Source organism: Paenibacillus sp. FSL K6-1330 (assembly GCF_037976825.1).
Taxonomy (GTDB): domain Bacteria; phylum Bacillota; class Bacilli; order Paenibacillales; family Paenibacillaceae; genus Paenibacillus_AQ.
This window is the reverse complement of the sequence record NZ_CP150269.1, coordinates 5,054,838-5,070,451: the sequence shown is the minus strand read 5'-3', so window position 1 is coordinate 5,070,451 and position 15,614 is coordinate 5,054,838. Positions and strand designations below refer to the sequence as shown.

At 47.2% G+C, this 15,614-nt stretch carries 15 protein-coding genes; all 15 read left to right on the top strand.

Features of this window, described 5'->3' with window-relative positions; all coding sequences use genetic code 11:
- The first annotated feature begins 7 nt into the window (after positions 1-7).
- The 15 genes from NYE54_RS22965 (at position 8) to NYE54_RS22895 (ending at position 15,486) form a co-directional block, all read left to right on the top strand.
- A complete protein-coding gene (locus tag NYE54_RS22965; protein ID WP_339273615.1) occupies positions 8-529 on the top strand; it encodes an 8-oxo-dGTP diphosphatase in 522 nt (173 codons plus the stop codon).
- A 17-nt stretch (positions 530-546) separates the two neighbouring features.
- The gene (locus NYE54_RS22960) at positions 547-1,245 is read left to right on the top strand and encodes an HAD family hydrolase (RefSeq protein ID WP_339266413.1); all 699 of its coding nucleotides are present in this window, start codon (positions 547-549) and stop codon (positions 1,243-1,245) included.
- The gene (gene fosB, locus NYE54_RS22955) at positions 1,242-1,667 is read left to right on the top strand and encodes a metallothiol transferase FosB (protein WP_339266411.1); all 426 of its coding nucleotides are present in this window, start codon (positions 1,242-1,244) and stop codon (positions 1,665-1,667) included. Before NYE54_RS22960 ends, fosB begins: the two co-directional genes overlap by 4 nt.
- Before the next feature lie 46 nt (positions 1,668-1,713).
- A complete protein-coding gene (gene pgsA, locus NYE54_RS22950; protein ID WP_076325118.1) occupies positions 1,714-2,298 on the top strand; it encodes a CDP-diacylglycerol--glycerol-3-phosphate 3-phosphatidyltransferase in 585 nt (194 codons plus the stop codon).
- Between the two features lie 210 nt (positions 2,299-2,508).
- Complete coding sequence (locus NYE54_RS22945; RefSeq protein WP_339266409.1) at positions 2,509-4,644, top strand: Ig-like domain-containing protein; 2,136 nt, start codon at positions 2,509-2,511, stop codon at positions 4,642-4,644.
- Positions 4,645-4,974: 330 nt separating this feature from the next.
- The gene (locus NYE54_RS22940; RefSeq protein ID WP_339266407.1) at positions 4,975-6,090 is read left to right on the top strand and encodes a methyltransferase domain-containing protein; all 1,116 of its coding nucleotides are present in this window, start codon (positions 4,975-4,977) and stop codon (positions 6,088-6,090) included.
- Positions 6,091-6,330: 240 nt separating this feature from the next.
- Positions 6,331-7,218, top strand: a complete 888-nt coding sequence (locus NYE54_RS22935) for a PhzF family phenazine biosynthesis protein (RefSeq protein WP_339266405.1) — start codon at positions 6,331-6,333, stop codon at positions 7,216-7,218.
- Positions 7,219-7,279: 61 nt separating this feature from the next.
- Entirely contained in the window at positions 7,280-7,825 is a 546-nt protein-coding gene (locus tag NYE54_RS22930) for an STM3941 family protein (protein WP_339266403.1), read from the top strand.
- Positions 7,822-8,748, top strand: coding sequence for an aminoglycoside phosphotransferase family protein (locus NYE54_RS22925; RefSeq protein WP_339266402.1), 927 nt, complete (start codon positions 7,822-7,824; stop codon positions 8,746-8,748). The genes NYE54_RS22930 and NYE54_RS22925 overlap by 4 nt, the downstream gene beginning before the upstream one ends.
- Before the next feature lie 160 nt (positions 8,749-8,908).
- The gene (locus NYE54_RS22920) at positions 8,909-9,478 is read left to right on the top strand and encodes a methyltransferase domain-containing protein (protein WP_215163152.1); all 570 of its coding nucleotides are present in this window, start codon (positions 8,909-8,911) and stop codon (positions 9,476-9,478) included.
- A gap of 183 nt (positions 9,479-9,661) precedes the next feature.
- On the top strand, positions 9,662-10,552 hold the full coding sequence (locus NYE54_RS22915) for a TIGR01777 family oxidoreductase (RefSeq protein ID WP_339266399.1): 891 nt from the start codon (positions 9,662-9,664) through the stop codon (positions 10,550-10,552).
- Between the two features lie 108 nt (positions 10,553-10,660).
- On the top strand, positions 10,661-11,170 hold the full coding sequence (locus NYE54_RS22910) for a GNAT family N-acetyltransferase (protein ID WP_339266397.1): 510 nt from the start codon (positions 10,661-10,663) through the stop codon (positions 11,168-11,170).
- A 21-nt stretch (positions 11,171-11,191) separates the two neighbouring features.
- Positions 11,192-11,497: a hypothetical protein gene (locus tag NYE54_RS22905; protein WP_339266395.1), complete on the top strand. Its 306-nt coding sequence runs from the start codon at positions 11,192-11,194 to the stop codon at positions 11,495-11,497.
- A 210-nt stretch (positions 11,498-11,707) separates the two neighbouring features.
- Positions 11,708-15,043 carry an SNF2 helicase associated domain-containing protein gene (locus NYE54_RS22900; RefSeq protein WP_339266393.1) on the top strand — a complete coding sequence of 1,112 codons (3,336 nt, stop codon included), beginning with the start codon at positions 11,708-11,710 and terminating at the stop codon, positions 15,041-15,043.
- A gap of 104 nt (positions 15,044-15,147) precedes the next feature.
- Complete coding sequence (locus NYE54_RS22895) at positions 15,148-15,486, top strand: potassium channel family protein (RefSeq protein ID WP_339266391.1); 339 nt, start codon at positions 15,148-15,150, stop codon at positions 15,484-15,486.
- The last annotated feature ends 128 nt before the right edge of the window (positions 15,487-15,614 follow it).

Sequence of the window (15,614 nt, the reverse complement as noted above, 5' to 3'; positions counted from 1 at the left end):
GTTAGGAATGAGGGGGATTAGGTTGCAGACCGAAGTGAAGTTGTACACCATGTGCATGATCCAAGACGGAAGCCGAATCCTGCTGATGAATAGACCGGATGCCAAAGGATTTCCCGGTTATATTGCGCCCGGTGGCAAAGTGGATTTTCCGGAAAGCATTGTCAACGGAGCCATTCGGGAGGTACGGGAAGAAACCGGCTTGATTGTAAAGGACATCATCTATAAAGGTCTCGAGGAATCGTGCGAGCCGAATACAGGGCTGCGGTATATGGTGTTTAATTATTTGGCCACGTCCTTTGAAGGGGAATTGCTGGAGCATCCACCTGAAGGGGAGCTATTATGGGTGGATAGGGAAGAGGCATTGAAACTTCCCATGCAGGATTGGTTTAAACGCCGGTTTCCGTTATTTTTTGAAGAAGGCACGTTTGAATTAAGCGAGATTTGGGACGAGAAGGCAGGGATTGTTCTGGAAGAAACGGTCAAGCGGTATCCGGCGAAAATACCTCAGGCAGCAGGTATCGTTGAATAACGAAGGGAGCTGTGTTCATGGCGGTCAGAGCGGTGTTCTTCGATTTGTACGAGACGTTAATCACGGAGTTCGAAAAGGGCAAGCGGATATCTAAGAGGTCCTATGATTATATGAATAGCCTCGGGCTATCGGAAGCGGAGTTTAAACAGGAGTGGCGTATCCGTTTTGAGCGAAGAATGAATGGGCATTTTCCCGACTATCATTCGATAATCCGTGACATTCTGGATTCGCGGAGTTTGCCCTATTCTCAGGAACACGTGGAGTTCCTTTATCAGTCGAGAGCCAGCGAGAAGAAAGTTCCTTTCAATAGGATATCGAAGGAGATTTGCAGGATGCTGGAACTTCTGCGTAAAAGGGGTCTGAAGCTGGGCTTGATCAGCAATTGCTCGAAAGAAGAGGTGATTTCTTTTTGGCAGAGCGAATTGGCACCCTACTTCGATGACGTCATCTTCTCTTATAAGGTAGGGGTAGCCAAGCCGAATTATGAAATCTATCGATTGGCATGTGATCGCTTATCAGTAACACCACAGGATTCCCTGTTTATCGGAGATGGCGGATCGGATGAGCTGAGAGGCGCTCGCAGCGCCGGTTTAAGGCCGTATCATGCTTACTGGTACAATACGTTTATTGAGAGCGAGTACGAGAAGATCCATCAACCGCTGCATGTTCTGGATCTTATCGAATCTTCGACAGAAATGGAGTCGCCGGAGCCATGAAACTGCAAGCCATTAACCATCTTTGTTTTTCCGTTTCGGAATTGGAACGGTCCATCGCTTTTTACAGGGACGTGTTTGAGGCCAAGCTTCTGGTCAAGGGGAGAAAGCTGGCTTATTTCGATCTGAACGGACTGTGGATTGCTTTAAATGAAGAAGATGTCGATAGAAGCACCGCGAAAAGAACGTATACGCATATTGCCTTTACCTTGGAAGAGGAGGATTATGAAACAACGCTGCTTCGTCTGCAAGCGCTCCAGGTGGAGATTCTGCCGGGGAGGTCAAGGGATGAGAAGGACAAGAAGTCGATCTACTTCCTGGACCCGGATGGGCATATGTTCGAGTTTCATACGGGCAGCTTGGAAGACAGGCTGGATTATTACCGCGCGGATAAAGAGCATATGATCTTTTACGATGCCGAATAGTTAGCAGAAACGAACGATTCCAATTGCAGATCGAGGAGATGAGCCGATGAACCTTGCCAACCGTATTACGATAGCCAGAATGCTGTTGATTCCATTATTTATTCTTTTTTTTGCAGAATACCCATTATGGTTGACCGAGAAAAGCGGCTTTTTCGGATTCATTCATGTTTATGGAACCAACATCGCGCTGGGTATATTCCTTCTTGCTTCGGCTACGGACAAGCTGGACGGTTATATCGCGAGGAAATACAATCAAATTACGAATCTCGGAAAATTACTGGACCCGCTCGCGGATAAACTGCTCATATCGGTCGCCTTAATCATGATGGTTCAATCAGGGATGGTTGCGACATGGATAGCCGTTGTCATCATTGCGCGGGAATTTGTTATCACAGGGCTTAGGATGGTCGCATCCGAGCAGGGAATCGCATTGTCCGCTGACAGTCTCGGGAAATTGAAAATGGTGCTTCAGGTGATAGCCATTGCAGCGGTATTGCTGGACAATTATCCGTTTCAGCTCATCACTATGATTCAAGTGGACGAATTTCTCATGCTAGCCGCAGTAGCCTTGACGATATACTCGGGCATTCATTATCTGTTGAACAATTATAAACTCATTAAATTGAACTGATGGAGTAAGATGACCGTCACTCCGGCTTGAGCTAATTGGGGCAGCTGTTCATTTCATCACGTCGGGATTTTTTTCGAATTTGGCGCTGGGAAATTATCCTACTTTGTGCCTATTTTGGCGTCAGAAGGTAACGATTTAATCCGGGACTGTCGATATAGAGATAGACTGAAAAAAAGCCTGAGAGACAGAAGGTACAAAGGAGAGAAATAAATGAGCTTAAACAGAAAGACAACGAAGATGTTTCTTGTCGTTGTGATGATGTTGGCGATGGTTTTTCCAACCAGCGTATTCGCCGCCTCCGGGGACGTAACGTCGATTGAATTTGATACGAACGAGAGCAAAATTTACTTAACCGTTAATGAAACAACGGAACAACTTCGAGTATTGGCTAACATTGAAGGCTCTTCTACGAAGAAGGATGTAACCAATGAATCGACGTGGAGTTCGTCCAACACAAGAATCGTAAAGGTTGACGGTGGACTCATTATTCCACTGGAGAAAGGTACGGCTCGAATTACGGCAAAATTCAAAGGCGCGATCAAAACGATTGATGTTGATGTCAAATTTGCCATTGACGAGTTTAAACTGGATCAGCCGGATAAAGTGGAACATAAGCTTGGAACGGAAGGTCTAACCGTCAAAGCGTTGGCTGACGGAACGAACGACGTAACAACAGAAGCGAAGTGGACCACTTCCGATGACAGCGTAGTAAAAGTAAGTAAAGGCGAACTGACCCTTGTAGGTTTGGGAAGCGCAACCGTGACTGCGGAATACAAAGCACGTAAGGCTTCCTTTACGGTCAAAGTCACGGCACCTTACCAAAAGCTTGCGATCGTCCCGGGCGAAGATCTGGAGCTCTTAGTTGGCGATGCACCTGTTGAGCTGAAAGTATTCGCCAAGCAGTCGGAGACCGATGCAGGTATGGATGTAACGGATAAGATCGAGCTGAAATCGTCCAATTCTTCCGTAGCTGCAATAGAGGATGGCAAGCTAAAACCGGTTGCGTTGGGTAAATCTACGATCAGCGTGAGCTATCTGGGTTCAACGGCCAAACTGGATGTGTATGTGCGCAATCCATATGAAGCTTTAATTCTGGATCAGACGGATTTCGTCAAGAATCCGGTGCTGTTTATGAATGATTCGATTACGGTACAAGCCAAGGTTCGCAACGCGGCTTCGCAATCCATTGACGTGGCAGGGGAATGGACCTCATCCAACCCGCTGGCCGTATCCGTTAATGGAGGTGTGATTACAGCTAGAGCTTCGGGAACCTCCAACATCAAGGTGAGTTACTTGGGAATCAGCAAAGAATTCACGGTAAAGGTTTATCCGACCGTGACCAAGTTTGAGGCAGCCGATACGGAAGTGGAAGTGCTCAAAGGCGAATCCAAATCTTTCCCTAAAGTGACGGGAACGCTTCTGGACGACGAGAAAGAGGATTTCAGCAGTGCGGTTATCTGGACTTCCAGCGATGAGAAAGTGGTAACGACTGAAGACGGCAAAATCAAAGCCATTGACGCCGGTACAGCAACAATCACCGGTAAGATTGGTTCCAGAGAGGTAGCGACGGTGCCGGTTACCGTCAATGAAAAAGTGCTGGTGCTGCTGCCGGATGTAGAAGAGTATCAGTTGGTTATGGGCAGAAGCATTGCGCTGCCGAAAGTAAATGCTGTATTTGAAGATGGCAAGGAGAGCGATGTGACCTCCTCCGTTGAATGGTCACTGACGGGCTCGGCAGCTGTCATTAAGGACGGTACGCTTAAGGGATTAACCAAAGGTTCGACGACACTGAAAGGAACTTACTTGAATAAAGACATCAAGATTCCGGTAGTGGTTGAACAGGAAGTTGTAAAAATCGTTGTAGAGCCCGAGAAAATCGATCTCAACATCAAGAAATCCAAATCGATTAAAGTTACAGGCTACTACAGTAATGGCAAGACGGTTTCTCTCTCCTCCAAGATGAATTGGAGCTCGTCGGACAGCGCGATTGTGACGGTATCCAAAACGTCTGTTAAAGCGGTTGCCGAAGGTACGGCTACGATTACGGGTTCTTACCAAGGCAAAGAGGCCACAGTTAAGGTAAACGTAGTTCCGAAATTGAAGAAATTAACGGTAAGCGAGAAGAAACTGAATCTGAAGCCCGGTGACGTTAAGACTGTAACGGTTACTGCTGAATTCGATACCGGCGCGAAAACAAATGTTGGAGACACCGCCGTTTGGACAACCAGCAACTCCAGCGTTGCCAAAGTAACGAACGGACGTATTGAAGCGATCGCGAAGGGAACCGCCCGCATTAAAGGGCAGTACAATTCCAAGACCGTATCCATCACCGTCTCTGTCAAATAGATCCAATAGAATAGCAGCAGCCCGGCTCTTTAGAAGAGCCGGGCTGTGTCTGTTCCGGGATAGCTTTTCTTTAGGAGTTAAAGTAAGGCTCTTACGCTATCAGCTTATTGAAACCGTGAATCCCGGATGAAGGACTCAGTTTGTAAATAGGTGAATGGATATAGATGACTGACGAGTCCGCATCATAATCAGAGGAATATACTGCCACTAGGCATATTCGTACACGGGGGATTTAAGAAAACCGATTACGTCAACAAGGATTGTTCCACATATTTATATTCCTAGCCCGAGCGCGAGCGAAGTAAAGTTGCCTTAATGGAGGATGAGACAATGTCTGTAAACCATGAGAATCAACTTGTGAATACGAAAGTACCAATTGAATTGTTGTTTACGGATTTCATACCGGAAGAAGGCACTAGGGATATTCCCTATTTTACGGAGCGTTGGTATGAGCACCACAAACGCTTTGCCAATAAGCCCGTTATTCGCTTTTCCCCGCATAAACAACTGTATCATTATTTTATGAAGCGGGCCGATTTTCCAAGCATGTATTTGGATTGGTATCATACCATCTTTTCTTCCAGAAACCTTGTTCCTCCTCTATCTGATACTCAGATCATAGATCAGCGTTTTGTTCAATATAACATAATGAAGGGAGCCCTTTCGAAGAAACAAACCTCCTATTTTCAGCAGGATCCACCATTGGTTAAATACAACGGAAATGGTGGTTACTTTAATCTTAAGGACGGTCATCATCGCACTGCATTTCTTCATTGTCATGGCGTCAAACAGGTATGGGTTAGCATGACTCAGCAGGATTATGATCAATGGAAAAACGCAGAGGTGCTCGGGTCTGTATTGGAAGTTTTTCAGCAGCAACAACGAACTCTCATATATACTCCCATTCTGCACCCCTCGTTCATGGATCTAAAAAGCGAACGGGATGACATCTATCCGACGAGACTTGACTTGATTCTTGAATATCTGAATACAACTTCAATTACAGGGAAAAAGGTAATCGATATCGGCTGCAATATCGGGTATTATGCCCGTCACTTTACAAGAGAAGGGGCAATTGTAACGGGAGTAGAGGCTTTGACCGAGCATTATGAACTGGCTCAACGACTGAATCATCTGGAAAGAGTTTATTTTGATTTGCGGAAAGAGCGATTTGAGACATCCAATCTGATCGAACGATACGATATTGGCCTGTTGTTAACCGTATTTTATCATATGATGAAAGACGTGAATGCTCGTGATGCATTCTTACGTAAAATTAACCAGACCGTTGAGGAAATGTTGTTTTGGGAATCCGGAGATCAACCGGAGCTTGAAAAGGCAATTTTACTGGGCAGCACGCATTTTGATCATTATGAGAAGCTTGGTATAACGACAGGTACAGGTAAAACGAGAGAGCTCGGGGTATTTCGGAAATCGAAAGGTTAATAACCAAACGATCAATAAGAGACGATGGTCTTGCCCTCCTAAAGCAATCTAAAAACCGGTCGTCCCGGCCGGTTTTTAGATTGCTTACATATCGATAACGGTTGATGGGATGAAATCAAGTTTATCGTATGAAGAGAACCGTTCGTAAAATGGTCTGGATTTAACAATAATCCAATGGTAAAATCGTCTCAAATTTCGATCGCAAATTCTAGACGATGCAGGAGGAAGGATCAGAGGAACATGAAATCCATAAACGTACTTCATTATGATGCATTCTCGGTGCAGCCTAACAAGGGAAATCCTGCTGGTGTGGTCTTGAATGCGGATGAACTGACGGAGGAAGAGATGCAATCCATCGCCCGCAGCGTTGGATTCAATGAAACCACCTTTATCGTAAAGTCGGAGCAAGCAGATATCAGACTGAGGTATTTTACTCCCGGCCATGAAATGAACCTGTGCGGCCATGCCACTATGGCATCCATGTATGCCTTGAAAACCAAGGGTCTGCTGCCGGAAAAAGAAACCGTGTGGATTGAAACCAAAGTGGGCATTCTGCCCATAGAATTTCAAAATGCCGAGGGCCAGTTATCCATGAAGATGAAGCAGGATCATCCTCGATTCATATCTTATGAGGGAGATGTTGACCGCTTGGCATCATCCATAGGTCTGAAACGTGACGATTTGGACTTAAGTATGCCCATCGTGTATGGAAGCACGGGGATCTGGACATTGTTGGTGCCGATAAAAGGGTTGGAGCATTTTGACCGTATGGTGCCTGATAATGCAGTGTTTCCGGACGTTTTAACAGAAAATCCTAAAGCCTCGCTGCATCCTTTTTGCCTGGAAACGATGGATGCGTCTTCGTTCATGCACGCGAGACATTTCTCTTCACCATACTCTGGCACCGTTGAAGACCCGGTAACTGGAACTGCATCGGGGGTAATGGGAGCTTATTATATGACTTACCTGAACCCTGAGGTATCCTCCGCTCAATTTAATATTGAACAAGGCCAGGAAATGGGGAAAGACGGGAGAGTGCATGTTCAAGTGAATCGCTGGAAAGAGACCATGGATGTCTATATATCCGGTACGGCGGTGTTCGTCAAGGAGTTCCAGGTTAGCTATTGATGGATGACCAACGAATGATAGAATCGTCTACATAAGTTAATACAAACAAGGAGTACGACTAATGCAGGAACAAGAAGAGATAAAGATTTATTCCAAGGTGACAAAAATGCTAATAGGCTCTCTGGCGTTTGTGCTGCTGGGTAGTGGATTAGTATACGGCGGGGTGACGTCGGACAACATGGTCATTGCCATTGTCGGAATTATCTGCGCGTTGTTTTTTGGCGCGGGACTGGTGTTTGCCATCACAAAGCTTTTCCAATCAGACCCGGCACTCTTGATCAATAAAGAGGGGATCGTCGATAAATCCTCCTATGTGAGCGCTGGAGCCGTCGCGTGGAACGAAATTAAAAATATTCATATCTATCAGATAAAAAATGAGAAGTTCATAGGAATTGAGGTTTATGATCCTGCTCATCTGATGTCCCGGCACCCTGCCTGGAAGCGGAAGCTTATGAACATGAATAAAGGCATGACGGGTTCTACTATTCATATTTCTGCATCGAGTATCTCCGCTAATTTATATGAATTATTCCCCTTGTTATATCGAAGATGGAATGCGTCCAAATCGAACCCGGATCAGATGATGAAGGAGGAGATCATGTTATGAAAACATTTAAGCCGGAGATGACTTTGGATATGGCGGTAAGTCATCTGAAGCATATTGAAGGGGAAGCAGTAATGAATGTCACCCCCATCGAGATGGGGGAACTGAGCAAGGTGTTCAGTTACCGCAAGGGAGATGCCGATTATGTCATTCATTTTAAGGATAATGGGGACAGCCTTCATAAAGCGCTCAAAATCTACGATATGTACGGCACGCAATCCTTGCCCATTCCCCGTATCCACAAGATAGGGAAGGTGGAGAATATTCACTTCTCCATTTCGGATAAAGTATCCGGCACGCCGATAAGTGCTCTTGAGCCGATCCAAATCCGAGGGCTTATCCCCGACATTGTCCAGCAGTTCATGCGGATCCGTCAGATACATATCGGAGAGTCCTATGAAGGCTTCGGGTGGATTACTCCGCAAGGCAAGGCTGCTCATGGTTCATGGCTGGCCTACCTGACGTCTGTTTTCGATGAGGAGCAAGAAGGTTTCTACCATGGATGGCAGAGCCTGTATGAGAATAGTTTTCTGGAAAAAGAGTTCTTTGAAGAAATCTACCAAACGATGATCGAACTGGTTCGTTATTCGCCTCCGGAGCGATATCTTGTACATGGAGATTTCCATTTGGGCAATATGCTGGGAGAGAACGAGAACGTAACGGGGATCGTGGATTGGGAGATGGCCATGTTTGGCGACTTCATGCTGGATGTCTCTGTTCTTCATATGTGGTACCCGATGCTGGAGTTTCCCAAAAAGCTGCAGCAAGCGATGGAGCAGCAAGGCGTAAGTATTCCTTATTTTGAAGAGAGGCTGTTAGGCCATCAACTGTTCAAAGCGCTGGACGGACTCCGTTTTTATGCGAAGAAGGATGATCCCCACAGCTATCAGTTCATGAAAAACCAAATCATGTCGCTATTAAATTGATTGATCCCTACGGGGATCTTTTTTTATGGGGAAATGTGTGAAACGGAATAGTTAACTGACGAGTCCAGAATGATTGGCTAAGAATATACTGGACTAGGTTGAGTTGAAGTGCGGGATCGTCTTGAATCATGGCGTAGAGAGATCGAATGGAGGTATGGGAATGGGAACATCAAACTGGCAGAATTTATCTTACTGTGTGGATCTGATCCGATATGTATCTCCTAAGTCCGTCCTGGATGTCGGCGTTGGTTTTGGTCGCTGGGGTATGATCTGCCGTGAATATTTGGACGTATGGGGAGGGCGCGTATTTCGCGCAAATTGGAACACGCGCATCGAGGGGATTGAAATCTATCCGGCTAATATCGATTCCTATCATTCCAGTTTCTATAACGATATTCATGTTGTGGATGCATACGACCATATACAAACGGGCGTACAGCCGGGACAATTCGATCTGATCATCCTGGGTGACGTTCTGGAGCACTTTACAAAAGAGCGGGCGCTTATCCTGCTGCAAACCTGTATCCAAAAATCCCGTTTTGTTTTGCTTAATATTCCGATTGGAACGGATTGGCCCCAGGGAGCCGAATACGGGAACGAATTCGAGACCCATTTAAGCATATGGACAACGGAGGAGCTGGATCTGTTTCCCGTAGCTGACAAGAGGCATTTTAAGGATTACATTAACCGTGATTTTTCCACATATTTGTTTTCGATGACAGGCAAGTAGGTGCGATCATTTTCTGAAATCATCCTACGATTCCGCGAGTTCTATATGAATGGAACATCTTCTATGAGGAAGGTGTTTTCTTTTTTGTTCTCTATTGAGGAAATGGTATATTGTAAGAAACAATAGATATCATGGAAGTTTATTATGTGGATAAAACAAAGAGAAATGAGCTGATTCTATTCTATGAAAAAGATCGTTTTGGCCGGTGGAACTGGCTTTATCGGAACTTATCTTACGAAAAAATTCACGAATGAACAGCAAACACAAGTACTTATGATATCCCGACGGAAGGGTCATATCGCATGGAACGATCAAGAAGCTATCGTTGCTGCCCTGGAGGGGGCGGATATGCTGATTAATTTAGCAGGTAAATCGGTCAATTGCCGTTACGATGAGAAAAATAAGGAGCTTATAATCAAATCAAGAGTAGATACAACGAATATACTCGGCAGTGCCATCGAGGCATGCCATACTCCTCCGCGTACATGGTTTAATTCCAGTACGGCTACGATTTATCGCCATGCGGAAGATAAGCCGATGACGGAGGAGCAGGGCGAAATCGGCTCGGGCTTCTCCGTCGAGGTTGCCAAGGAATGGGAACGCGCGTTCTTCTCATTCTCGCTGCCTCAAACAAGACAAATCGCTTTGCGTATTGCCATCGTACTGGGACCGGGCGGCGGCGTCATGACTCCTTATGTTAACCTGGTAAAATACGGACTTGGTGGCGTTCAAGGTACGGGCAAGCAAAAGTTCAGTTGGATCCACGTGGAGGATCTGTACCGCATGATTCTGTTCTTACAAGAGAGGGCAGAGCTGAGCGGGGTTTTCAATTGTGCGTCTCCCTATCCGGTTACGAATAAGGAATTGATGGAGCAGCTTCGGCTTTCATTGAATCGCAGATTGGGATTGCCGTCACCTAAATGGCTGCTTGAGCTGGGCGCCCGGCTTATTCAAACCGAAACGGAACTCGTGCTGAAGAGCCGCTGGGTTATGCCGGACAGACTCTGCAAGGCAGGGTTTCATTTTACATACGATACGCTGAATAAAGCACTGGCTGACATCTTGAAGCGATAAGAGGATTCTGACCGCGCGTCGTGGTTTTCGCATCGTAAAAAATGATTGCATATGCCAACGGAAAGGATAGAATGATTTTATTAGATGAGAGAGAGGGAGTGTCCTATAATGAACCCTGCGTTTTCCATAATAGAGGTCGATCCATTAGAAACCGACATGCATCATCAATTAACGGAATTATTGATTCGGGTAGTTGAAAATGGGGCATCGGTAGGATTCTTAGCTCCGCTGTCTTACGATGAAGCTTTCGCTTACTGGGAGGATGTACTTGGCCCAGGGGTTACCCTGTGGGTTGCCGTGCAGGATGAGCAGATGATCGGCACGGTTCAGCTGCAGTGCGCCATGAAGGCGAATGGTAGACACCGGGCCGAGGTAGCGAAACTGATGGTGGATCCTGCATCCCGTCGCGGCGGCATCGGCAGAGCGTTGATGCTGCATCTGGAGCCGAAAGCCAAGCAAGAGGGTAGAACCTTGCTGGTCTTAGATACCCGGGAGGGGGACCCCTCCAACAAGCTGTATCAGTCTCTGGGTTACATCCAAGCTGGAGTCATACCCGATTATGCCATATCCTCTAACGGCCAATTGGACGGGACGGTGCTGTATTACAAACGTATCTAAGCCACGAAGCGGAGGGATTGGATGAATCGAGATGAGCGATTCTATCGCAAATGGACGGCGATTCGGGCGAAGGGAAAAGGCAGGTTTGTGCTTTCACGGGGCCTTTTACATGGCTTTTTATTATATATTGTGTGGGCTGCAGCCACCTGGTTTCTTGACAAGGACAAGTTTGATCCTGATTTTTTTATAACACGGTATTATTATTATTTTCTTATCTATATGATTGTCGGTTTCATTATTTCTAGCGGAGCATGGAGAGGCCAAAACACCCGCTATGACAATTTGACCCGTTATTATGAGAAACAGCGGAAGAAGAACTTGCCGTAGCGGCGAGTTCTTTTTTTGATATCAGTAAGGATAAACTTTAAAGTATGGGCCTTCCTGATATGGCACGAAAAATATCCCAGTAAATGCGGTCAGTTTTCTGAGAATGTACGTCGATAGACGTTTTCGAATATCGGCCGTCGGCATTACTAGCCTTTCCGTACAAAATGGTATACTGTTTTTTTAGCAGTAAATAGAGAAGGGATTGTGGTTATGGGTTACCAACTGACCGAACGGGTGATCAAACTATTATGCGGAAAGACCTCCTATGATCGTGGCGGGGTTTTATATAGAGATGGATATGTAACGATGCTGAAACAAGATCCGGACACTCGAAAATACGAGGCAGAAGTGACGGATCAGGAGTTGGGTATCGCCTATGCTGAGATTGACTCGAACGGGGATGTATTCACCGAATGCAGCTGCATCGATTATGGATTCTCCCGGAAGCGGTGCAGACATATTGCGGCGCTGCTCCTGAACATCCGTGATATTGAGCAAACGGTGGAAGCTCCGATACGCCCTTATCCATCGTTATTACATCCTTCTGGTAGCGGAAATACAGAAGACGGGCAATTAACGCCTCGGTATTCTCCGGAGCATGACAGAAGCTCGGATGAAGGGAAGCAGGATGCGCTGCTCAGCAGCCAGCTGCTCGGATTGTTCTCTTATTCCGAAGGCCGGAGGGCCACGGCAGCGTCCAGGTTTGACACCCGAGAAGTTCTGGAGATGGAGTTCATCTTCAAGTTATATCCTTACGGAAATCGGAAATACTTGTTCGGCGTAGAGCTGCGAATAGGTAAGAAACGATTGTATATCGTGCAGCGGATTCGAGAGTTTCTGGCGTGTGTAAAATACGGCAAAACCTGCATGTTCACGAAGAATTTCACGTACGATCCGGAGCTGCACAGTTTTAAAAAGGAGGATGATGATATTCTCCAGGAGCTGATTCGTGTATACGAGCATGAAAGCATGTTTAAACAGTCACTGGACATGTATGCTCCGCATGGCAAACACGGAAGCGGTGACCGAATGCTGATTATTCCTCCCACTTTTTGGCCCCAAGTAAGGGAACGATTGTCCCATTCGAACCATTCCCTGTTGTCTTTGGACGGGATCCTCACGGATAAGCTGGAATTCGTTCAAGATCCGATCCCCCTTCAATTCGAGTTTGATGAAGCCGGGAATGATCAATACCTGATGAAGATCGAGGGACTGGAGCGAATGACCGTTCTGGAAAGTTACGGACTCGTCATTGTGGACGGTAAGCTTATTCAGCTTGAATTGGATGCTTGCAGAAGACTCTCCGAGATGAAGCAGCTGCTTGAGAATGCGAATAAACCGCATATCCGGATTCAACCTGAGATGATGGAGTCCATTATGGAGCGGGTGGTTCCGGGACTGATGAAGCTTGGAAGTGTCCATGTGGCACAGACCGTATCTGACCGCATTGTCAAAACGCCTTTAAAAGCGAAGCTCTATCTGGACCGGGTGCGTGGCCGGCTTTTGGCCGGACTCGAATTTCAATATGGAGAAATCACCATTAATCCGTTGGAGGGGCATCGCGCCATACGCAGCAGCAGCTCGATCCTCGTTCGCGACGGAGAGCAGGAGCAGCGGATTCTTGAGCTCATGGAGAACGCCTCCTTTGCCAAGACCGATGGCGGTTTCTTCATGAACGATGAGGATGCCGAATACGATTTCCTGTATCATACGATCCCGCAGCTGGAGAAGCTGCTGGTTGTTTATGCAACGACGGCCGTGAAGGAACGGGTGCTTACTGAACCGATGGGTGCCAAGGTGCGGGTGGAGGTCGACGAACGGACGGATTGGCTTGAATTGAAGTTTGATATGGAGGGGATTCGGGAAGCCGAAATTCGGGAGATCGTCAAGTCGCTTGAAGAAAAACGCAAATATCACCGGTTGCGAAACGGCGCGCTGCTTCCGCTGGAAAGCGCCGAGTTCCAGGCAATGGTTGCTTTAATGAACCGGGTAGGGCCTTGGTTATACGAAGGGGAGGGCACGCAGTTCAAAATGCCGGCAGTCCAAGGACTTCAGCTGCTGGATTGGGAAAATTTGGGATCAACGGTCCAGCTTGGCCGATCCTTGCGCCAAATGCTGCAGCATGTGAAGAATCCGGATCATTTGGATTTTGCCGTGCCGCCGAACCTTGAAACGGTCCTCCGGGATTATCAGAAGTTTGGTTTCCAATGGATGAAGACGATGGCCCACTACCGCTTCGGCGGCATCTTGGCCGATGATATGGGCCTTGGTAAAACGATTCAGAGCATTGCATTCATTCTGTCAGTACTTCCGGAGATCAGAGAACGTAACGAACCTGCGTTGATCGTGGCGCCGGCCTCTCTGCTCTATAACTGGCATAATGAGCTCCAGAAGTTTGCGCCCGAGATCAAGGCCGTCATTGCCGATGGTACGCAGACCGAACGGGCTAAAATCATACAGAATGCGGGGAACGCAGATGTCATCATTACTTCTTACCCGCTGCTCCGCAGGGACGTTGAGCGCTATGCGAAGCTGCCGTTCTTAACGTTAATTCTGGATGAAGCCCAATTCTTCAAAAATTACACAACGCAAACGGCTCAGGTAGTCAAAACGCTGCATGCCCGTTATCGGTTTGCGCTGACAGGTACCCCGGTCGAGAACCGACTTGAGGAACTATGGTCCATATATGATGCCGTTTTCCCGGCACTCTTTGGAGATCGAAAAACGTTTCAGGAATTGCCGAAAGAAACCGTGGTGAGGCGAGTGCGTCCCTTCCTGCTTCGCAGGCTGAAATCGGATGTGCTCAAGGAGCTGCCGGAGAAGATCGAGACGGTTCAGGCATCGGGCCTGCTGGTCGAGCAGAAGAAGCTCTATACCGCCTATCTTGCGAAGTTAAGGCAAGAGACGCTCAAGCATTTGGCGCAGGATGGCTTTCAGAAGAGTCGGATTCGCATCTTAGCGGGCATTACTCGTCTGCGCCAGATCTGCTGTCACCCGGCCCTATTCGTGGAGGGCTATGAGGGTAGTTCGGCCAAGTTTGAGCAGCTTCTGGAAACCATTGAGGAATGTCGGCTTGCGGGAAGACGGATGCTGGTATTCTCCCAGTTTACGGGGATGCTGAATCTGATTGCCGGGGAGCTCGGATATCGGGGGATCCCGTTTTTCTACTTGGATGGACAGACTCCGGCATCGGAGCGAGTGAAGCTGTGCGAACGCTTCAACGAAGGAGAACGGGAAGTGTTCCTCATATCACTGAAGGCAGGCGGAACGGGGCTAAACCTGACCGGGGCCGATACGGTGATCTTGTATGATCTGTGGTGGAACCCTGCTGTAGAGCAGCAGGCGACGGACAGGGCACATCGCATCGGACAGAAGAAGGTTGTGCAGGTGATACGGCTGGTGGCTCAGGATACCATCGAGGATAAAATGGTCGCCCTGCAACAGAAGAAGAAGGATCTGATCGAGGAACTGGTTCAACCGGGAGGAGAGTCGCTTCCAAGCTGGACCGAGGCGGAAATCCGGGAGCTGCTGACGCTTCAGGGTTGAGCCTCTAAGAGTGTGGATGGGCGCAAGGGATAAAACGCTGATATAATAGCTGTATGTGATTTATGTAACGTATACTCCAGTCATAGAATAGGACGGTTTTCGGGATGATATCTTTTTTACTAACGTTAAAACGTCTCTTCAGCGGTCTGTTTCGAGCGTTTAAGCAGCGGTATTTTGTAGCGCTGTTTGTATTGATCGTCATTATGCTGATATCGGGTACGATGTTTTATACCAAGCAGGAAGGGTTATCCGTGCTGGATGCCCTGTATTTCTGCGTAGTGACGTTGAGTACAGTAGGTCATCCGGAATTCGTGCCGCAGACACCGCTTGGTAAAACATTCACGATGGTGTATATTGTCGTCGGTACGGGTATATTCCTTGGGATGGCTGGACAATTGGCGTATGCCTTAATCCGAACGAATCAAAGGGATGAAAAGGACTGAATTCCTAATGGAAAAAGGGAACATTCCAGGCGTTTGAACTGTGAACCGATTGGGGAAGGTTCAGAGAAAACCGTCCTGGACTTAACTAGCAAGCAGATGACCTCGAATTCGTCGAGGTCATCTTTTTT